General features: G+C 71.6%; 23 protein-coding genes. 17 read left to right on the top strand and 6 right to left on the bottom strand.

Going from position 1 to position 17,924, the window contains the following annotated elements; genetic code table 11:
• Nucleotides 1-2: 2 nt before the first annotated feature.
• The 4 genes from NW895_RS04430 to NW895_RS04415 all read right to left on the bottom strand — a co-directional run bounded on the left by NW895_RS04430 (nt 3) and on the right by NW895_RS04415 (nt 3,326).
• Nucleotides 3-179 (bottom strand): hypothetical protein, encoded by a 177-nt coding sequence (locus NW895_RS04430; protein WP_289933808.1) that lies wholly within the window; start codon nt 177-179, stop codon nt 3-5.
• Nucleotides 180-190: 11 nt separating this feature from the next.
• Nucleotides 191-1,276, bottom strand: coding sequence for a trypsin-like peptidase domain-containing protein (locus NW895_RS04425; protein WP_289933807.1), 1,086 nt, complete (start codon nt 1,274-1,276; stop codon nt 191-193).
• Nucleotides 1,277-1,418: 142 nt separating this feature from the next.
• The gene (locus NW895_RS04420; RefSeq protein ID WP_289933806.1) at nt 1,419-2,441 is read right to left on the bottom strand and encodes a LacI family DNA-binding transcriptional regulator; all 1,023 of its coding nucleotides are present in this window, start codon (nt 2,439-2,441) and stop codon (nt 1,419-1,421) included.
• A 96-nt stretch (nt 2,442-2,537) separates the two neighbouring features.
• Nucleotides 2,538-3,326 (bottom strand): response regulator transcription factor, encoded by a 789-nt coding sequence (locus NW895_RS04415; RefSeq protein ID WP_289933805.1) that lies wholly within the window; start codon nt 3,324-3,326, stop codon nt 2,538-2,540.
• A gap of 171 nt (nt 3,327-3,497) precedes the next feature.
• On the opposite strand from NW895_RS04415, the gene NW895_RS04410 reads away from it, so the two are divergent.
• The 8 genes from NW895_RS04410 to NW895_RS04375 all read left to right on the top strand — a co-directional run bounded on the left by NW895_RS04410 (nt 3,498) and on the right by NW895_RS04375 (nt 9,205).
• Complete coding sequence (locus NW895_RS04410) at nt 3,498-4,361, top strand: alpha/beta fold hydrolase (protein ID WP_289933804.1); 864 nt, start codon at nt 3,498-3,500, stop codon at nt 4,359-4,361.
• 37 nt (nt 4,362-4,398) lie between these two features.
• Nucleotides 4,399-4,653, top strand: a complete 255-nt coding sequence (locus NW895_RS04405) for a MoaD/ThiS family protein (RefSeq protein ID WP_289933803.1) — start codon at nt 4,399-4,401, stop codon at nt 4,651-4,653.
• A gap of 6 nt (nt 4,654-4,659) precedes the next feature.
• Nucleotides 4,660-5,781 carry a hypothetical protein gene (locus NW895_RS04400; protein WP_289933802.1) on the top strand — a complete coding sequence of 374 codons (1,122 nt, stop codon included), beginning with the start codon at nt 4,660-4,662 and terminating at the stop codon, nt 5,779-5,781.
• A gap of 346 nt (nt 5,782-6,127) precedes the next feature.
• Nucleotides 6,128-6,868: a DUF2993 domain-containing protein gene (locus NW895_RS04395; RefSeq protein ID WP_289933801.1), complete on the top strand. Its 741-nt coding sequence runs from the start codon at nt 6,128-6,130 to the stop codon at nt 6,866-6,868.
• A 421-nt stretch (nt 6,869-7,289) separates the two neighbouring features.
• Nucleotides 7,290-8,129 (top strand): sulfurtransferase, encoded by an 840-nt coding sequence (locus NW895_RS04390; RefSeq protein WP_289933800.1) that lies wholly within the window; start codon nt 7,290-7,292, stop codon nt 8,127-8,129.
• A 45-nt stretch (nt 8,130-8,174) separates the two neighbouring features.
• Nucleotides 8,175-8,462, top strand: a complete 288-nt coding sequence (locus NW895_RS04385) for a DUF1416 domain-containing protein (RefSeq protein WP_289933799.1) — start codon at nt 8,175-8,177, stop codon at nt 8,460-8,462.
• Nucleotides 8,463-8,544: 82 nt separating this feature from the next.
• Nucleotides 8,545-8,805 carry a DUF3099 domain-containing protein gene (locus tag NW895_RS04380; RefSeq protein ID WP_289933798.1) on the top strand — a complete coding sequence of 87 codons (261 nt, stop codon included), beginning with the start codon at nt 8,545-8,547 and terminating at the stop codon, nt 8,803-8,805.
• A 13-nt stretch (nt 8,806-8,818) separates the two neighbouring features.
• Nucleotides 8,819-9,205 (top strand): VOC family protein, encoded by a 387-nt coding sequence (locus tag NW895_RS04375; protein ID WP_289933797.1) that lies wholly within the window; start codon nt 8,819-8,821, stop codon nt 9,203-9,205.
• Here the strand turns inward: NW895_RS04375 and NW895_RS04370 are convergent.
• A complete protein-coding gene (locus NW895_RS04370; RefSeq protein WP_289933795.1) occupies nt 9,199-9,561 on the bottom strand; it encodes a DsrE family protein in 363 nt (120 codons plus the stop codon). The genes NW895_RS04375 and NW895_RS04370 overlap by 7 nt on opposite strands.
• A 104-nt stretch (nt 9,562-9,665) precedes the next feature.
• On the opposite strand from NW895_RS04370, the gene NW895_RS04365 reads away from it, so the two are divergent.
• The 6 genes from NW895_RS04365 (at nt 9,666) to NW895_RS04340 (ending at nt 14,286) form a co-directional block, all read left to right on the top strand.
• Nucleotides 9,666-10,403 (top strand): hypothetical protein, encoded by a 738-nt coding sequence (locus tag NW895_RS04365; RefSeq protein ID WP_289933794.1) that lies wholly within the window; start codon nt 9,666-9,668, stop codon nt 10,401-10,403.
• Nucleotides 10,400-11,227 (top strand): hypothetical protein, encoded by an 828-nt coding sequence (locus NW895_RS04360; protein WP_289933793.1) that lies wholly within the window; start codon nt 10,400-10,402, stop codon nt 11,225-11,227. The genes NW895_RS04365 and NW895_RS04360 overlap by 4 nt, the downstream gene beginning before the upstream one ends.
• Nucleotides 11,224-12,060, top strand: a complete 837-nt coding sequence (locus tag NW895_RS04355) for a hypothetical protein (RefSeq protein WP_289933792.1) — start codon at nt 11,224-11,226, stop codon at nt 12,058-12,060. Before NW895_RS04360 ends, NW895_RS04355 begins: the two co-directional genes overlap by 4 nt.
• A 221-nt stretch (nt 12,061-12,281) precedes the next feature.
• Nucleotides 12,282-12,857, top strand: coding sequence for an FABP family protein (locus NW895_RS04350; RefSeq protein WP_289933791.1), 576 nt, complete (start codon nt 12,282-12,284; stop codon nt 12,855-12,857).
• A gap of 16 nt (nt 12,858-12,873) precedes the next feature.
• Nucleotides 12,874-13,311, top strand: coding sequence for a transcriptional repressor (locus tag NW895_RS04345; protein WP_289933790.1), 438 nt, complete (start codon nt 12,874-12,876; stop codon nt 13,309-13,311).
• A 9-nt stretch (nt 13,312-13,320) separates the two neighbouring features.
• Nucleotides 13,321-14,286, top strand: a complete 966-nt coding sequence (locus NW895_RS04340; protein WP_289933788.1) for a folate-binding protein — start codon at nt 13,321-13,323, stop codon at nt 14,284-14,286.
• Between the two features lie 21 nt (nt 14,287-14,307).
• Here NW895_RS04340 and dtd read toward each other — a convergent pair whose 3' ends face one another.
• Nucleotides 14,308-14,733, bottom strand: coding sequence for a D-aminoacyl-tRNA deacylase (dtd, locus tag NW895_RS04335; RefSeq protein WP_289933787.1), 426 nt, complete (start codon nt 14,731-14,733; stop codon nt 14,308-14,310).
• Nucleotides 14,734-14,912: 179 nt separating this feature from the next.
• Here dtd and NW895_RS04330 point away from each other — a divergent pair, with 179 nt between their 5' ends.
• The 3 genes from NW895_RS04330 to NW895_RS04320 all read left to right on the top strand — a co-directional run bounded on the left by NW895_RS04330 (nt 14,913) and on the right by NW895_RS04320 (nt 17,876).
• The gene (locus tag NW895_RS04330) at nt 14,913-15,539 is read left to right on the top strand and encodes an aerial mycelium formation protein (RefSeq protein ID WP_289933786.1); all 627 of its coding nucleotides are present in this window, start codon (nt 14,913-14,915) and stop codon (nt 15,537-15,539) included.
• 66 nt (nt 15,540-15,605) lie between these two features.
• A complete protein-coding gene (locus tag NW895_RS04325; protein WP_289933783.1) occupies nt 15,606-16,568 on the top strand; it encodes an asparaginase in 963 nt (320 codons plus the stop codon).
• Nucleotides 16,569-16,622: 54 nt separating this feature from the next.
• Complete coding sequence (locus NW895_RS04320) at nt 16,623-17,876, top strand: GNAT family N-acetyltransferase (protein ID WP_289933782.1); 1,254 nt, start codon at nt 16,623-16,625, stop codon at nt 17,874-17,876.
• Nucleotides 17,877-17,924 lie beyond the last annotated feature (48 nt).

The raw sequence follows: 17,924 nt of genomic DNA, 5'->3' as shown, positions 1-17,924 counted from the left end.
GTTCAGCCCCGTACGGTACGGCGGCGGTGCGCGGCGGCCCGGCGCGCGGGGGCGGCGGCGGTGACCGCCACCTCCGGTGCCCGGGTCACCGGGGCGTGCAGCTCGTACGCCACCTGAAGGGCCAGGGCGACGCCGGCCGGGTCGGTGCCGGGCGCCGTGTGCGGGACCTGCTTGATCATGACGGGTTCCTTCAGGTGGTGGAGCCGGACCGCAGCGTGGCCAGGTCGGCCTTGACGGTGTTGATGGGGATGGCGAAGCCGAGGCCGACGCTGCCCGCGTCGGAGGAGCCGGAGCCCGCGGCGGAGTACATCGCGGAGTTGATGCCGATGATGTTGCCGTTCATGTCGATCAGCGCGCCGCCGGAGTTGCCGGGGTTCAGGGAGGCGTCCGTCTGGATCGCCTTGTACGTCGTCGTGGACGAGCCGGTGTCGCCGTTGAACTGCTGGCCGCCGAACTCGAACGGCCATCCGCCGCCCTGCTGCTGTTGCTGCCGGCCCTCGTCCGTGGAGACGGTGACGTCACGGTTCAGCGCCGAGACGATGCCGCTGGTGACGGTGCCGGTCAGGCCCTCGGGGGAGCCGATCGCCACGACCTCGTCGCCGACCTGCACTCCGCTGGAGTCGCCGAGGGTCGCCGCCTTCAGGCCGGAGGCGCCCTCCAGCTTGATCAGGGCCAGGTCCTTCTTGCTGTCGGTGCCGACGACCTTCGCGGTGTACGTCTTGCCGTCGCTGGTCGACACCTTGATCTGCGAGGCGCCGGAGATGACGTGGTTGTTGGTGATGATCTCGCCGTCGCTGGTGATGATCACGCCGGAGCCGGTGGAGGAACCGGCGTTCGAGGTGGCGCTGATCTCGACGATGCTCGGGCTGACCGCCTTGGCGACCCCGGCGACCGTGCCCTTGTCGGCGGACGGCACCACGTTGGTGCTGGTGGAGCTGGAGGCCACCGTGTCCTGGCCGGTCAGCTCCTGGATGCCGTACGCGGTTCCGCCGCCGATGGCCGCCGCCACGATCGCCACCGCAGCGAGCAGGGCGACCGGTCCGCGGGCCCGCTTCTTCGGCGCCGGAGCGGCGGGGGCCGCGGGGGCCGTGGGGGCCGTGGGCAGGACGGTGGTGGCGGCGGTGCCCGGCTCGGGGGTGACCGGCTGGACGGGCGGGTGCGCCGGCGGGGGCGGCCACTCGGGGTTCACGGGCGAGGAAGCGTGCTGCTGGGCGCCCTCATCGGGGTTCGTGTACGGGTTCTCGTACTCGCCGCTGCGGCGGAAGCTCTCGGTCATGTCCATGAGCTTGTCGCCCGAGGATGAGAGCTTCCTGAGTCCTCCCTGAGAAGCCCGGCAGAACCTCGTATGCCCGATATAAAGGCGCCTCTCGCAGGTCGGCGACCTCTCTCAGAGAGCTCTCATCAAGCCTGATGAGGGCTCACTCACAGCCGCAGGACCTGCGGACCACCAGCCGCGACGGGAACACCTTCAGCCGCTCCCGCCGCGAGCCCGCGACGCGCAGCCCGTCGTCGAGGACGAGGTCCACGGCGGCCCGCGCCATCGCCGACCGGTCCGAGGCGACCGTGGTCAGCCGCGGGTCGGCCAGCGCCGCCTCCTTGATGTCGTCGAACCCGGCGACCGCCAGCTCCCCGGGCACGTCGATGCGCAGCTCGCGGGCCGCGCGCAGCAGGCCGATCGCCTGGTCGTCGGTGGAGCAGAAGACGGCGGGCGGGCGGTCGGGCCCGGAGAGGACCTCCAGCGCCACCCGGTAGGCGTCGTAGCGGTTGTACGGGGCCTCGAAGAGCCGGCCCTCGGTGGGGAGCCCGGCCTCCTGCATCGCGCGCCGCCAGCCCTCGACGTGGTCGGAGACGGGGTCGCCGACGGCGGGCGTCTCGGCGGTGCCGCCCATACAGGCGACGTACTCGTAGCCGTGCTCCAGCAGGTGGCGTACGGCGAGCTGGGCGCCACCCAGGTCGTCGGTGACGACGGCGACGTCGTCGATGGCCTCGGGCCGCTCGTGGAGCAGGACCACCCGGGCGTCCCAGGCCTCGATCTCGGCCGCGGCGAGGTCGTTCAGGGCGTGGCTGACGAGGATCAGTCCGGAGACCCGCATCCCCAGGAAGGCGCGCAGGTAGTGGACCTCGCGCTCGGCGACGTAGTCCGTGTTGCCGACGAGCACCATCTTCCCGCGCTCGGAGGCGGCCTGTTCGACCGCGTGCGCCATCTCGCCGAAGAAGGGCTGGCGCGCGTCCGGGATGATCAGGCCTATGAGGTCCGTGCGCCGCGAGGCCATCGCCTGCGCGACCCGGTCGGGCCGGTAGCCCAGCTCCTTGATCGCGGCGAGGACACGCTCGCGCGTGGCCGGGGCGACCGGCCGGGGTCCGTTGTTGATGACATAGCTGACGACGGCAGTGGAGGTCCCTGCCAGCCGCGCCACGTCATCGCGAGTCACCTTGGCCACGCGCGGAGTCTACGCGGATGGACCGGCTCTGGGCAGGGCGTATCAGAGCTTGGATGCGGCTCTGATGTGCGCGAGCAACGCCTGCCCGAGCGCCGATCACGCCTCGGCGCGGACCTCGGCGGCGTCCAGAGCGGCCTTCTCGTCCGATTCGTCCGCGTCTGCGGTGGTCTTGCCGGAGCCTGCCTTGGCCTTCGCCTCGTCGCCGGCGGTGCCCTTCTCGGGGGTGACGAATCGATAACCGACGTTCCGGACGGTGCCGATCAGTGACTCGTGCTCGGGGCCGAGCTTGGCCCGCAGGCGCCGTACGTGGACGTCGACCGTCCGGGTACCGCCGAAGTAGTCGTAGCCCCAGACCTCCTGCAGCAGCTGGGCGCGGGTGAAGACGCGGCCCGGGTGCTGGGCGAGGTACTTCAGCAGCTCGAACTCCTTGAAGGTCAGGTCCAGGACCCTGCCCTTCAGCTTGGCGCTGTAGGTCGCCTCGTCCACCGACAGGTCGCCGTTGCGGATCTCCATGGGGGAGTCGTCGCTGACGATCTGCTGACGGCCCATGGCGAGCCGCAGCCGCGCCTCGACCTCGGCGGGGCCCGCCGTGTCGAGGAGCACGTCGTCGATGCCCCAGTCGGCGGTGACGGCGGCAAGACCGCCCTCCGTCACGACCAGGATCAGGGGGCAGCCCGGGCCGGTGGAACGCAGCAGCTGGCACAGGCTGCGCACCTGCGGGAGGTCGCGGCGGCCGTCGACGAGAATGACGTCGGCGCCGGGGGTGTCGACGAGAGCGGGTCCCTCCGCCGGGGCCACGCGCACATTGTGCAGCAGCAGGCCGAGGGCGGGGAGCACCTCCGTCGACGGCTGGAGGGCGTTGGTCAGGAGCAGCAGAGAACTCATACGTCTGGTTCCTCCTCGGTCCCTGCGAGGACGTGTGCGGTACGGAACTGCTCTGCGATCCCGAAGGCCCCGTACACCTGCGGTTTCCCGCGTCGTATACAACGCTTCCGAAAGCACAAAAGGACCCGGGGGCTACGCTGCCCGAGTCCTCTGCCCAGCAGAATAGCCGACATGAGCACCGGTTCGGCAGGTCATGTGGCGCGATCCACCGTTCCTGCGCAATCCGAGACGACCGCGCGCACACCGTTCCGAACGTTTCTGCGCACGTCCGACGGGGTGAGCATCGAACTTGTATACGACCCGGGAGCGGCTGTATACGACGCCTCCGGGCCGCCTCCCGGCAACCTGGCGTTCGTGATCGCACACGGCTTCACGGGCGATGTGGACCGTCCGCACGTACGCCGGGTGGCGGCGGCGTTCGCCCGGTACGGGGCGGTGGTCACGTTCTCCTTCCGCGGCCACGGGGCGTCCGGGGGCCGCTCGACGGTCGGCGACCGCGAGGTGCTCGACCTGGCGGCCGCGGTCGCCTGGGCGAGGGAGCAGGGGCACGCGCGCGTGGCCACCGTCGGCTTCTCCATGGGCGGCTCGGTGGCCCTGCGGCACGCGGCGCTGTACGCCCCGGGGCAGGAGGGGCGCACGGACGCGCACACGGATGCGGTGGTGTCCGTCAGCGCGCCGGCGCGCTGGTACTACCGGGGCACGGCCCCCATGCGACGCCTCCACTGGCTGGTGACGCGCCCGGAGGGCCGCCTGGTGGGCCGCTACGGCTTCCGCACCCGCATCCACCACCGCGGGTGGGACCCGGTCCCGCTCTCCCCGGTGGAAGCGGTGCCGAGGATCGCCCCGACGCCCCTGCTGATCGTGCACGGCGACCGGGACGGCTACTTCCCGGTCGACCACCCCCGCATGCTGGCCGCGGCCGCCGGTGACACCTGCGAGCTCTGGCTGGAGCCCGGCATGGGGCACGCCGAGAACGCGGCCGGCGACGACCTGCTGGCCCGGATCGGGGACTGGGCCGCTGCCCGGGCGGGCTAGCCTGAGCGGTGTCCAACACGACTGATTGAGGAATCGGATGCCAAAGGTCACGGTGCGCTACTGGGCCGCCGCCAAGGCCGCGGCCGGGGTGGCCGAGGAGCCGTACGAGGCGGCCACGCTCGCCGGGGCGCTCGACGCGGTGCGCGAGCGACACCCCGGGGAACTGGCGCGTGTCCTGCGGCGATGCTCGTTCCTCGTCGACGGTGACCCCGTGGGCACCCGCGGACATGAGACGGTACGGCTGGCCGACGGCGGCACGGTCGAGGTGCTCCCGCCGTTCGCAGGAGGATGACCGACGATGAATCAGCCGAACCAGCCGCACCAGCCGAACCCGCCGTACGGGGAAGGACACGGGGCCTACGACCCGTACCGGCAGCAGGCGTGGCCCGCCCAGCAGGGCTACGAGGACCCGCAGGCCGCCCAGCAGTACACGCAGCAGTGGCAGGGGCAGACCTGGGAGACCCAGATGCAGCAGCCGGTCTCCGCGGCCGAGACGACGGCGTATCTGCCGCCGCAGGGCTACCAGGAGCCGGCCCCCTACACACAGACGCCCGGCTACGCTCCCGCCCCGCCGGCGCCGGAACCCGGCAGGTACAGGCCCCAGGCCCCTGAGGCGGCCCCTGCCCCCGCCCCCGACTACGGCCCGGCGACCCTGGGCGGGAACGCCCGGCTCACCGACGCCCAGCGCGCCCGCGCGGAGGGCCGCTCGCCGATCATCGAGCCGGGGATCCAGCCGGCGGCGCTCACGGCCCTGCTCGGTCTGCTGCTGGCCGGCGCGGCGGCGGTCGGCACATACGCCCTCCTGGTCCCGCTGGTGATCCTCCAGGCCGTCACCGCGGCGGGCTGGTTCCGCCTGAACGGCATGTGGCCCGCCCGGCAGGGCATCGCGCTGGGCTTCGCGGGTGCCCTGGTCGCCGACGCGGCGCTGCTCGTGTCCGACCGCTCTCCGGCCGCGATCCTCGGCACCCTCGGTGTCTGGGTCCTGCTCGCCCTCGTCCTGCAACTCCGCTCGCACGCCGACCCGGACGAACGCATGTACGGCCTGATGGCGACGGTCGCCGCGTCGGCCCTGGCCGTCATCGCGGCCGGCTACCTCGCCGCCGACGCGCACGCGGTCATGGTGGGCGCGGTCGCGGTGGCAGCGGCCGTCCTGGTCCGCGCCCTCCCCCTCCCCACCCCGGCCTCGGTGATCGCCGCCCTCCTCGCGGCGGCGGGCACCGGCATCGCGGTCGGCACCCTGACCGACCTGGGCACCCCGGCCGCCCTCCTCGCCGCCGGAGCAGCAGTCTGCGCCCTGACCGGCCACCGCGTCGCCGCCTACGACTACCCGTCCCGCTTCGTCCACTTCACCGCAGGAGTCGCCCTGCCTCTGGCGGCTGCGGCACCGGCGGTGTACGTCCTGGGCAGGGCCCTGACCTGAATCCGCCACCGCCCCCAACCGCGCCTGCCGCTGGGGGCTCGCGCCTGTGAGGGGCTGCGCCCGTCGGGGTGTGGCCGAGGTCGCCGTCCATGGCGCCGGCCGGTGACATGCAGCCCGTCCGGCGTTTGAGGACGAGGCCGTTCAGGCCGAAGCGGGGGTCTGGGGGCGCAGCCCCCAGGGACGGGACGGGAAGGGAAGGGGCGGCGGGGGCGACCCCCCCGACAGGACCCCGGCACCGGACGCCTCCCCTGTCACAGATGATCGACAATTCCCCGATCACCCACCACCCCAGGGTTACCCTCGGTCGACACCCGTTGTGAACGACCGCCTCGGTGGGGGACCCCGCATGCGCGCACTGCGAATACTTCTGATCCTCGTCGTGATCCTGGGCGGCCTGTTCGTCATCCTGGACCGCGTAGCGGTCAACTTCGCCGAGGACGAGGCCGCGGGCAAGCTGAAGACCAGCGAGAACCTCAGCACCACCCCGGACGTCGCCATCAAGGGCTTCCCCTTCCTCACCCAACTCGCCGCCGGCAGCCTCGACGACGTCCAGGTCGGCATCGAGGACTACGAGGCCGCCACCGGCGACGGCGCCCAGAAGATCCGTATCGACGGCCTCCAGGCGGACATGAAGGGCGTCGAGTTCTCCGGCAACTTCAGCTCCGCCACCGCGTCGACCGCCACCGGCACCGCGACCGTCGCCTACGACGAGCTGCTGAAGACCGCCAAGTCCGAACCCACCCAGGTCGCCCCCGGCGTCACCGCCAGCATCGTCGGCCTCTCCGACGGCGGCAACGGCAAGATCAAGGTCGAGGTCGAGGCCACGGTGCTCGGCACCAAGCTCCCGAACCCCGTCTACGTCCTCAGCTCGGTCACGGTGGTCGACGGCGACACCGTCCGCGTGAAGGCCGACACCCTGCCCAAGTTCGGCGGCGTCGAACTCGCCGAGTCCCGCATCCGGGAGATCACCGACTTCGAGCAGAAGATCGACGGGCTCCCCGGCGGCATCCGGCTCGACAAGGTCCAGGCGGCGAAGAGCGGCGTCGAGATCACGGTGAAGGGTTCGAACGTCAAGCTGGCCGGGTAGGACGACCGAGACACCGGGGCCCAGCCCCCAGAGTGTCCGACAGGCGAGACGCCCCCGTCCGTACCGCAGATGTGACGACAGATACAGGCGCCCGAAGGCCGCGCGATCGCGGCCCGGGCGCCTTTCTCGTCCCGCATCCCGGACAATCACGTCTCAGAATGCGACACGCCGGTGACACGCCCACCCGTCCGTCCCTACGATCGGCAGCTATGAAGCGACAGGCGGATCTCACGAAGCGGCGGGCAGTGGACCTGTGCCGCGTTGCCGCCATGCTCTGTCGCAGCTTCTGAGCGGAAGTACGTCCTTCCGCGCTCACCCCCTCGCCCTGCCCAGGGCACCCGTGCGCGTGCGCCGCCCGGCGCCCGACCGCGCACCCCCTCACTCGCACGCCCCGCCGCAACTGCCCCGGAGGAGAAAGAGCATGAGCCGCAGCGACGTCCTGGTCGACGCCGACTGGCTTCAGGAGCACCTGGACGACCCGAGCATCGCGATCGTCGAGGTGGACGAGGACACGTCCGCGTACGACAAGAACCACATCCGCAACGCGATCAAGATCGACTGGACCGACGACCTCCAGGACCCGGTCCGCCGCGACTTCATCGACCAGGAGGGCTTCGAGAAGCTCCTGTCGTCGAAGGGCATCGCCAACGACACGCTGGTGATCCTCTACGGCGGCAACAACAACTGGTTCGCGTCGTACGCGTACTGGTACTTCAAGCTGTACGGTCACGAGAACGTCAAGCTTCTCGACGGCGGCCGCAAGAAGTGGGAGCTGGACGCCCGCGAGCTGGTCGAGGAGGTGCCCGAGCGCGCCGCGACCGAGTACAAGGCCAAGCCGCAGAACACCGCGATCCGCGCCTTCCGCGACGACGTGGTGGCGGCCATCGGCTCGCACAACCTGGTCGACGTGCGTTCCCCCGACGAGTTCTCCGGCAAGCTGCTCGCTCCGGCGCACCTGCCGCAGGAGCAGTCGCAGCGTCCGGGCCACGTCCCGACCGCCCGCAACATCCCGTGGTCGAAGAACGCCAACGACGACGGCACGTTCAAGTCGGACGAGGAGCTCAAGGCGCTCTACGCCGAGGAGAACGTGGACCTGTCCAAGGACACCATCGCCTACTGCCGTATCGGTGAGCGCTCCGCGCTGACCTGGTTCGTCCTGCACGAGCTGCTCGGCGTGGAGAACGTCAAGAACTACGACGGTTCCTGGACCGAGTACGGCTCCCTCGTCGGCGTTCCGATCGAGCTCGGCGCCAACAAGTAAGCAACCCCCCACCGACCTTTCAAGACCTCTCTTCAGGAGTACGACATGTGTGGAGCGAAGGCCGGCGGCCCGGACCCCTCGACGATCAAGCCCGGTGAGACCACGATCCAGGGCCAGGTGACCCGCGACGGCGAGCCGGTGGTCGGATACGTCCGTCTGCTCGACTCGACCGGCGAGTTCACCGCCGAGGTGCCGACCTCGGCGACCGGACAGTTCCGCTTCTACGCGGCCGAGGGCACCTGGACCGTTCGCGCCCTCGTGCCCGGCGCCACCGCCGACCGCACGGTCGTCGCCCAGAAGGGCGGTCTCGCGGAGGTCGCGATCGCGGTCTGAGACAGACCCGCAGCGGCGAAGGGCCGCACCCCGGACATCCGGGGTGCGGCCCTTCCGCGTTCTGCCGACCTACAGTTGAGGTATGTACGCGCGGCGGCGCCACCGGTACTTCGCCATGATGGGGACGTGCATCGCCCTCTTCGTCCTGGCCTGGGGAGTCGTGCGCATCTGGTCCGTCCCGGTGGCCGTGGGCATGTGCCTGGTCGCCATGGTCATCCCGCCGCTGGCCGCGATGGTCGCCAACCGCCGAGGTCCCGACGACCGCTGGTGGGACGACCCCTCCGGCGACCCGCAGTCCGACGAGTGGTGGGACGAACTGGACGGCAAGAAGCGCGGACGCTGAAGCAGGGGGACGCATGCGCCTGACGGCGGCGACACTGGACGCGCCGGACGCCCGCGAGCTGGCCGCCTTCTACCTGCGGCTGCTGCCCGGCTGGAGGGTGTGGCGGGGAGAGGACGGCCCGGACTGGGTGCACATCCGGCCGCCGGACGGCGGCACCGGCCTGTCCTTCCAGACCGAGCCCGACTACGTCCCTCCCGACTGGCCGAGTCGCCCGGACCGGCAGCAGATGATGATCCACCTCGACATCGAGGTCGACGACCTGGAGGCGGAGACGGCCCGTGCGGTCGCCGAGGGCGCGCGGCTCGCCGCGGTCCAGCCGCAGTCCGATGTGCGGGTGCTGCTGGACCCGGCGGGCCACCCGTTCTGCCTCTACGTGGACGCCCGGCCCGGCGGTCAGTAGACGAGCGCCTGCGTCTCGTCCCCCAGCGCCTCCTGCACGAAGACCTGCGCGCCCGCGATCCGCACGCCCTCGATGACGTCCTTCTCCGTGATCTCGCGTCGGGCCGCGCACTGCGTGCACAGGGTGATACGGCCGCCCGCCAGCAGGGACTCGATCAGGTCCGGCAGCGGCGCCGCGTGCGGCAGCTCGAACTCGGCGGCCCGGCCCGGCAGGGCGAACCACGACGACTCGCCGGTCAGCCAGAGGGAGACCTCCACGCCACTGGCCACGGCCACCGCCGCCACCGTGAACGCCTGCGAGCAGCGCTCGGGGGCATCGGCCCCCGCCGTCACCTTGATCACGAGCTTCTTCGCCATGACCGAATCGTAATCAGGTCCTCTACAACTTCGGGCACTGCCTGTGGGTCTTCTGTGCGCGCGCACAACTGGAATGCGCGTCTCACGTTCCGGTGGGGGACCCCGTGGAAGACACCGAAGAAGAAAGACCGCGCCCGCGTCCACGCGGACGCACCGCGCTGCTGATCGCTGCCGCCGCCGCGCTCGGCCTGGTCGGCGGCACCTGCGCCGGCTACCTCGTCCAGGCCGACCGGGAGCCCACCGTGCTGCCCTCGCTGTCACAGCCCGAGCTGGCCCAGGCGAAGGGCGACGGCCCCGAGCCGCTGTCGGCCGCGCAGGACCGGCGGGTGAAGACCGACGGTGACCTGCGCAAGCTGCTGCTGAAGAAGCCGCGCGGAGCCCAGGAGGCCGAGTACCTGACGGGCGACGACGGCTGGCTGGACCTGGCCGCCTACGCGGACACCTACAAAAGCCCGAACGACATGTTCGGCGAACTGGTCTACGACGAGTTCCGCCGCGCCGCCGTCACCGGCTGGGAGACGGGCGACGGCAAGGGCGTGGAGGTCCGCCTGATCCAGTACCGGCAGGAGGAGCGCCCCGCGGCCATGGAGGCGAGCGAGGACGCCAAGTACTGGGCGGACGCGAAGCCCGGCACCAGGAGCTGGGCCGTTCCGGGCACGACCGCCGGCCGGGTGTACGTCCACACCCGGCCCCACACCGAGCCGGGCTATCTGCCGCAGTACACGGCGGAGGCCTTCATGTGGCGCGGCGACATCGCCGTGGAGATCTTCACCTGGGACACCGGGCCGGTCTCCAAGGGGAAGATCATGGACCTGGCCGAGCGGCAGATGGAGCGGCTGTGAGCGAGAACCCGTCCGAGTGGGCCGAGCCGGCCGTGCCGGCGCCCGAGCCCGCCGAACCACCCGCACGCCGGGGCCGGGCCGCCGCCGTCGCCACGTCCGCGCTGCTCGGGCTCGCCGTCCTCGGCGGCGCCGGCTACACCGCCGTGGCCGTGCAGAACGCCGACCGGGACGCGGGCGCCCCGCGCTGGGAGTTCCCGAAGGACCCGGTGCGGGACAAGAAGGACGACAAGGATGCGGCGGGGAAGCGGTCCACCGGCCTCGCCGGCATGCTCGTGCCGTACGGGACCGGCGGCTGGGGCCGCGGCCCGGACCTCGGCGCGTACGGCTCCGACGCCGAGCTCAGCGGCGACCAGGCGACGGCCCTGCGCAAGGAGGCGCTGAGCGACCTGCCGCGCAGCCAGCGCAAGCGGCTGGAGAAGGAGATCGACAGGCAGCGCGTCACGGGCATGGCGATGCGCAGCTACCTCAGCACCGACAACCTCTCCTACACGTACACCAAGAAGGCCTTCACCATGAGCATCGTGCTGGCCCGCATGGAGAGCAGGGCGGCCGCGCGGAACAACGTGAGCTTCCAGAACGAGTTCCTCGACGCGCTGGGAGTCTTCCGCAAGGGCCCGGCGATCGACGGCCACCAGAACGCCCACTGCTTCCTGCCGCCGAAGGACGCCGACGAGGACCTGGAGTCGATGTTCTGCTCGGCGTACGTGGGCGACGTCCTGGTGACCGCCACCGCGGACGCCGCCAGGCCACTCGACACCAAGGGGGCCGCCCTGCTGCTCCGTGAACAGCTCGACCGCATCGCGGATCCGGGGGAGGCGGTATGACCGAGCAGCACCACCTCGTCGTGCCTCCGCTGCCGGAGGGGCCGCCCCTCGTACCACCGCCCCCGGCCCGGAAGGACCGCCGGACGCTGCGTGCCCTGCTGCGCTGGACCGCCGCCGTGGCCGTCTTCGCGGCGGTCGGCGCGGCGACCGCGTACGGCATCACCCGCATGGAGCGGACCGACGTACCGGGGCTGGCGACGGAGTCGGACGGGCGCTGGGACTTTCCCACGCTCATCCGGCCGCCGCTGCCCTCCGGCCGTCCCGGCCCGCTCGCCGCGGAGAACTCGGCCGGCACCCACTACGCCGACCTGCGGGCCCTCGTGCTGCCCGCGCCCGAGGGCGCCACGCAGGACAAGGCGCTGCGCGGCACGGACGGCTGGCTGGCGGCGAAGGACTTCCTGGCGGAGTTCTCCTCGAAGGACGACCGTGCGGAGTACGGGCAGATGCTCACCGAGTGGGGACTGCGGCACATCGCCGCCCGCGGCTGGACCACACCGGACGGCACGCGGACGCGGATCTACCTGCTCCAGTTCGACACCGGGGCCGTCACCGACGAGCTGCGGACCGACCTGGCTCCCTACAGCGAGCCGAAGTACCCGGTGCGCGGGGCCGAGACGGCCGTCGCCGACGAGGACTTCCCGCCCGCCGCCCGGATCGCGGGGATCGAGCGCTACGCGTACACCGAGTCCAAGCCCTACGGCGCCGAACAGGTCCGCCAGGCGTACCTCGCCGCCGGCGACACCCTCGCCGTGATCCTCCAGTCCCGCAAGGGCGGTGCGAAGGCCGTGCCGTTCCAGCAGACGGTGACATTGCAGAGCCAGCTCCTCGGCTGACCTCACACCGAGCCCCGGGCCCCGGCCGCGTAAGCTGGGGCCCGGCCTTGTGTACCCGCCCACCCTCGCTCAGCAAGGAGCACCCCGTGGAACTCTTCTTCGAAATCCTGCTGGTCCTGGTCGCCGTCGGCGTCCTCGCCTTCGCCGGACTGACCGTGAAGAAGCTGTACCAGGGCCAGCGCTGACCGACCGCACCGACGTACGAGACTGCTGAGCTGCTCATGATCGAGATCCCGTCCGACCTCCACAAGGACCTCGTCCCCCTCGCCTTTCTGCTCGGCAACTGGGCAGGCGCGGGCGTGCACGACTTCCCCGGTTCCGAGAAGTGCAACTTCGGGCAGGAGGTCACCTTCACGCACGACGGCCGGGACTTCCTGGAGTACCACTCCCACACCTGGGTGCTGGACAAGGACGGCAACAAGGTCCGCCCGCTGGAGTCCGAGCACGGCTTCTGGCGGATCGACGCCGACCGCAAGGTCGAGGTGACGATGACCCGCGACGACGGCGTCATCGAGATCTGGTACGGCGAGCTCGCCGACAAGAAGCCGCAGATCGACCTGGTGACGGACGCGGTGGCGCGCACGGCCGCCTCCCGCCCCTACAGCGGCGGCAAGCGCCTGTACGGCTACGTCAAGAGCGACCTGATGTGGGTCGGCGAGAAGCAGACCCCCGAGGTCGAGCTGCGCCCCTACATGTCGGCGCACCTGAAGAAGGTCGTCACCCCGGAGGAGGTCGAGCGCTGGGCGAAGGCCCTCCCGGACGACCTGCCGGACGACGGGATCGCCTTCTTCAAGTAGCTCTAGACTCGTTGCTGTGGTGAGCACCGACTGGAAGAGCGACCTCAGGCAGCGCGGTTACCGGCTGACCCCGCAGCGGCAGCTTGTGCTCGAAGCCGTGGACACCCTTGAGCACGCGACCCCCGACGACATCCTCACCGAGGTGAGGAAGACGGCGTCGGGGGTCAACATTTCCACCGTCTACCGCACGCTGGAGCTCCTGGAGGAGCTGGGCCTCGTCAGCCACGCGCATCTGGGGCACGGCGCGCCGACGTACCACCTCGCCGACCGGCACCACCACATCCACCTGGTCTGCCGCGACTGCACCAACGTCATCGAGGCCGACCTGAGCGTGGCCACCGAGTTCACGGCCAAGCTGCGCGAGACCTTCGGCTTCGACACCGACCTGAAGCACTTCGCGATCTTCGGCCGCTGCAAGGACTGTTCCCTGAAGGGTTCAACTACCGAGTCGTAGGCTAGGCATATGAAAAGCCCTCTGCTGACCCTGCCCGGCGCCGTCCCCGCCGAGGGCGTGGACGAAGGTGTCGCCGCCCACTACGGCGACCTGTTCCGCGAGCAGCGCTCCCTCGCCGACGGCACGGGCTTCGTGGACCTCTCCCACCGCGGTGTCGTCGCCGTCTCCGGTGAGGACCGGCTGAGCTGGCTGCATCTGCTGCTCACCCAGCACGTCAGCGAACTCCCGGCGGGCCGGGCCACCGAGGCGCTGATCCTCTCCGCGCACGGCCACATCGAGCACGCGCTGTATCTGGTGGACGACGGCTCGACCGTCTGGGCCCACGTCGAACCCGGCACCCAGGACGCGCTGATCGCGTACCTGGAGTCGATGAAGTTCTTCTACAAGGTCGAGGTCGCCGACCGGACGGGCGAGTTCGCGGTGGTGCACCTGCCGGCCGGTTCGATCACCGAGGTGCCGGAGGGGGCCGTCGTCCGCGAGACGCCGTACGGCCGTGACGTGTTCCTCCCGCGCGTGGAGCTGGAGTCGTACGCCGAGAAGGCCGGGCCGCCGGCCGGGCTCCTGGCGTACGAGGCGCTGCGCGTGGAGCACCACCGCCCGCGCCTCGGCTTCGAGACCGACCACCGCACCATCCCGCACGAGCTGGGCTGGATCGGCACCGCCGTGCACCTGCAGAAGGGCTGCTACCGGGGACAGGAGACGGTCGCCCGCGTCCAGAACCTGGGCAAGCCCCCGCGCCGGCTCGTCTTCCTCCACCTCGACGGCAGCGAGGTCCACCTGCCGGCCCACGGCACGGAGATCCGCCTCGCGGACGACGGCCCCGACGGCCGCAAGGTCGGTTTCGTCACGACGTCCGCACGCCACTTCGAGCTGGGCCCGGTCGCCCTGGCCCTGGTGAAGCGGAACGTGCCGCTGGAAGCACGTCTGGTGGCGGGGGACACGGCCGCCGCCCAGGAAGTCGTCGTGGAGCCCTAGGCCCCCTGGGGGGACGGGGACCTAGACCTCGATCAGGACGGTGAACGGGCCGTCGTTGGTCAGCGACACCCGCATCTGCGCGCCGAAGCGGCCCGTGGCGACCGTCGCGCCCAGGGAGCGCAGCCGGGCGACGACCTCGTCGACGAGCGGCTCGGCGACATCGCCGGGGGCCGCCGCGTTCCAGGTGGGGCGGCGGCCCTTGCGGGCGTCGCCGTAGAGCGTGAACTGGCTGATGACGAGGAGCGGGGCGTCGATGTCGCTGCAGGACTTCTCGTCCTGGAGCATGCGAACCGACCACAGCTTGCGGGCCAGCTGGGCCGCCTTCTCCTTGGTGTCGTCATGGGTGACGCCGACGAGGACGCACAGCCCCTCGCCCTCGATCGCCCCCACCGTCTCGCCGTCCACGACGACGCTCGCGCCGTCCACCCTCTGTACCACTGCACGCATGCGGCCATGATGCCGTGCGGCAGCACGGTGACGTCAGGCGGCCCGTACGGATGATCTTTTAGCTTTCTTTTCACTCCGTAAGCCCCCATCTGGGGCGGATCGGGCGCACTCCGTCCCATCGTGGGCACTTGGGGTGGCACGATGCTCCCAGACGCCGGTCGAGGGGACGGTAGACACACATGAGCACACCGAGCACCGAGCAGCCCCTGGGGGCTGTCTCGTTGGCCCACGCGGCAGGCCTGGAAATGCCCCGGCCGCCCGTGCAGCGCACCGACAGCCCGCCGATGCCCGCGGATCCTCCCGAGCGCGACCTGAGAGAGCTGAACCTGCCCGAGCTGCGTACCCTGCGCCGGGACGCCCAGCGCGAGGAGGCCGACCTGAGCTACGTACGGCGGCTGCTGCAGGGGCGGATCGACATCCTGCGGGCGGAGCTGAAGCGGCGCTCGCCGGGGGAGAACGCGTCCGTCGCCGCGCCACGGGAGGAGTCCGTCGTCGAGCGGCTCGCGGAGATCCTCAGGGACACCCCGGCCCGGCACCGCTCCTCGGCCCGCCATGTGACGCTCGGCACTCCGCACGGCGAGGAGGCCCGGGGGCTGGCGGCGGAGATGCTCGCCGAGGTGGAGCTGTCGGACCTGAAGGCACGCACCGACCTGGAGCTGAACACCGCGATGGGGCGGCTGGTGCGGTACGAGCAGCAGGTGTCCCGCCGCCGGCAGCGGCTGCAGCGCACGGCCGACGGCTGCAGTGCGGAGATCGCCCGTCGGTACCGTGAAGGGGAAGCGCAAGTAGACGACCTGCTCGTGTGATCGTCAGGGCCCGGTGCTCCCGGGCCCGCTCCGGGCGGGTCGTCCCACGTCGGAGGGGCCCCGCCTATGTCCACGCCCGCCCTGTCCCCCCTGCCTCCGGTCCTCGCGGAGGTCGTCCGCTCCGGGTTCGTCGAGGGACGGCACCGGGGCAGTCTGGTCGTGCTGGACGCGGACGGCGCCGTGGAGCTGGCGCTGGGGGAGGTGACGGAACCCGTCTTCCCACGGTCCTGCAACAAGCCGATGCAGGCGGCGGGGGTGCTGCGGGCCGGCCTCGACCTGGCCGGGGAGCGGCTGGCGCTGGCCGCGGCGAGCCACTCGGGGGAGCAGTTCCATCGCGACCTGGTCGCGAAGATGCTGGACGAGCACGGCCTGGGCGCCGACCGTCTGCAGTGCCCGCCGGACCTGCCGCTGGACGCGGAGGAGCGGGAGACGTACCTGGCGTCGGGTGCTGCCCGCGACCGCATCACCATGAACTGCTCCGGCAAGCACACGGCCATGCTGGCGGCGAGCCGGCTGCGCGACTGGCCGCTGGAGACCTACCTGGACCCGGCGCACCCGCTGCAGCGGCTCATCCACAGGGTTGTGGAGGACGCGGCGGGCGAGCAGGTCGCGGCCGTCGGCACGGACGGCTGCGGCGCCCCCTTGATGGCGATCAGCCTCACCGGCCTGGCCCGCGCCTACCGTTCCCTCGTGCTCGCCGAACCCGGCACCCCCGAACGCCGCGTCGCCGACGCCATGCGCGCCCACCCCGAGTACGTCGCCGGCACCCGCCGCCACGACACCTGGCTGATGCGCGAGCTCCCCGGCACCCTGTCCAAGATGGGCGCCGAGGCCGTCCAGGCAGTGGCCCTCCCCGACGGCCGCGCCCTCGCCTTCAAGGTGGAGGACGGCTCGGCACGAGCACTGGCTCCGGTCCTCGCGCGTGCCCTGACGCTGATGGGGCTCCGGTCACCGGTGGTGCAGCGGATCGGCCGGACGCCGTTGTGGGGTGGGGGGCTTGAGGTGGGGGAGGTTCGAGCGGTGTTCTGACGGCGCGTCGGAAAACCTCGCGACGTGACGGCGCCGGACACCTACCGTGGGGCCATGACCCCCCGCTCCGACATCGACGTACGCCCCATCACAGAAGCCGAGCTGCCGGACTGGAACCGCGCCCTGAACACAGGTTTCCTGCGGGAGCCGGTCGTCGGCGAGGAACAGCTGGAGGCCCGCCGCAGGCAGTTCGTGCCGGGCCGTCTCCTCGGGGCCTTCGACAACGCCCGCTGTGTCGCGACGTTCCGCTCCTTCGCGCAGGAGCTCACCACCGTCGGCGGCACCCCCGTCCCGGCCGACGCCATATCCAACGTCACCGTCAGCGCCACCCACCGCCGCCGCGGCCTGCTCACCCGCATGATGGCGATGGACCTGGCGGCCGCGAAGGAACGCGGGGACGTCGTCGCGACCCTGATCGCCGCCGAGTACCCGATCTACGGCCGCTACGGCTTCGGCCCCGCCACCACGATGGCCGAGTGGACGATCGACGTGCCGCGCACCGGACTCGACCCGCGCTGGTCCGGCCCCGAGGACGGCGGCCGTATCGACCTCCTGGACGCCGAGGACGTCCGCAAGCTCGGCCCGGAGCTGCACGAGCGGCTGCGCCGCATCCAGCCGGGCGCCGTCAGCCGGGACGAGCTGTGGTGGCAGGCCAACACCGGAGCCGTACGGCTCTTCCCGTCGTGGACCGAGCCCTTCTACGCCGTCTACCGCTCGGCGGGCGGCGAGGTTCAGGGCCTGGTGTCCTACTCCGCCGACGAAGCGTGGGGCGATGGCAAGCAGCCGCTGAACACGGCGAGCGTGCACTGGCTGATCGGGGTGACCCCGGCCGCCGAGCGCGCCCTGTGGCACTACCTCTGCTCGATCGACTGGGTCGTGAAGGTGAAGACCGGCTGGCGCTCCCCCGACGACCTGCTCCCGTTCTTCCTGCCCGACCCGCGCGCGGCCGCGATCACCACGCAGGCCGACTGGCTGTGGGTACGGATCCTGGACGTCGTACGGGCCCTGGAGGCGCGGACGTACGAGGGGCCGGGGTCGCTGGTGCTGGAGGTCGTCGACGGGGACGGCATGACCGGCGGGCGGTTCCGGCTCGACGCCTCGGCGCAGGGCGCGTCCTGCGCGCCGACCACCGACAGCGCCGACCTCACGCTGGGCGCCGGCGAGTTGGCGACCCTGTGGCTGGGCGACCAGTCGGCGGTGCGGCTGGCGGCGCTGGGCCGGGTGCGGGAAGAACGAGCGGGCGCCGCCCGTAAGGCCGACGCCCTGCTGCGTACGCCCGGGCGACCGTGGTGCCCGGACATGTTCTGACGGTGCTCCCTTCTGCCGACGACGGGTGTGCGCATCCGTAGCGTGCTT

Source organism: Streptomyces sp. S.PNR 29, assembly GCF_030386795.1.
Taxonomy (GTDB): Bacteria; Actinomycetota; Actinomycetes; order Streptomycetales; family Streptomycetaceae; genus Streptomyces.
The sequence above is the reverse complement of the archived record's forward strand: the minus strand, read 5'-3'. Positions and strand labels throughout refer to the sequence as shown.

Coding starts and splice junctions, on each gene's coding strand:
- NW895_RS04430 (WP_289933808.1), bottom strand. CDS start 179: ATGATCAAGCAGGTCCCGCACACGGCGCCCGGCACCGACCCGGCCGGC.
- NW895_RS04425 (WP_289933807.1), bottom strand. CDS start 1,276: ATGACCGAGAGCTTCCGCCGCAGCGGCGAGTACGAGAACCCGTACACG.
- NW895_RS04415 (WP_289933805.1), bottom strand. CDS start 3,326: ATGAGTTCTCTGCTGCTCCTGACCAACGCCCTCCAGCCGTCGACGGAG.
- NW895_RS04410 (WP_289933804.1), top strand. CDS start 3,498: ATGAGCACCGGTTCGGCAGGTCATGTGGCGCGATCCACCGTTCCTGCG.
- NW895_RS04405 (WP_289933803.1), top strand. CDS start 4,399: ATGCCAAAGGTCACGGTGCGCTACTGGGCCGCCGCCAAGGCCGCGGCC.
- NW895_RS04400 (WP_289933802.1), top strand. CDS start 4,660: ATGAATCAGCCGAACCAGCCGCACCAGCCGAACCCGCCGTACGGGGAA.
- NW895_RS04395 (WP_289933801.1), top strand. CDS start 6,128: ATGCGCGCACTGCGAATACTTCTGATCCTCGTCGTGATCCTGGGCGGC.
- NW895_RS04390 (WP_289933800.1), top strand. CDS start 7,290: ATGAGCCGCAGCGACGTCCTGGTCGACGCCGACTGGCTTCAGGAGCAC.
- NW895_RS04385 (WP_289933799.1), top strand. CDS start 8,175: ATGTGTGGAGCGAAGGCCGGCGGCCCGGACCCCTCGACGATCAAGCCC.
- NW895_RS04380 (WP_289933798.1), top strand. CDS start 8,545: ATGTACGCGCGGCGGCGCCACCGGTACTTCGCCATGATGGGGACGTGC.
- NW895_RS04375 (WP_289933797.1), top strand. CDS start 8,819: ATGCGCCTGACGGCGGCGACACTGGACGCGCCGGACGCCCGCGAGCTG.
- NW895_RS04370 (WP_289933795.1), bottom strand. CDS start 9,561: ATGGCGAAGAAGCTCGTGATCAAGGTGACGGCGGGGGCCGATGCCCCC.
- NW895_RS04355 (WP_289933792.1), top strand. CDS start 11,224: ATGACCGAGCAGCACCACCTCGTCGTGCCTCCGCTGCCGGAGGGGCCG.
- NW895_RS04350 (WP_289933791.1), top strand. CDS start 12,282: ATGATCGAGATCCCGTCCGACCTCCACAAGGACCTCGTCCCCCTCGCC.
- NW895_RS04340 (WP_289933788.1), top strand. CDS start 13,321: ATGAAAAGCCCTCTGCTGACCCTGCCCGGCGCCGTCCCCGCCGAGGGC.
- dtd (WP_289933787.1), bottom strand. CDS start 14,733: ATGCGTGCAGTGGTACAGAGGGTGGACGGCGCGAGCGTCGTCGTGGAC.
- NW895_RS04330 (WP_289933786.1), top strand. CDS start 14,913: ATGAGCACACCGAGCACCGAGCAGCCCCTGGGGGCTGTCTCGTTGGCC.
- NW895_RS04325 (WP_289933783.1), top strand. CDS start 15,606: ATGTCCACGCCCGCCCTGTCCCCCCTGCCTCCGGTCCTCGCGGAGGTC.
- NW895_RS04320 (WP_289933782.1), top strand. CDS start 16,623: ATGACCCCCCGCTCCGACATCGACGTACGCCCCATCACAGAAGCCGAG.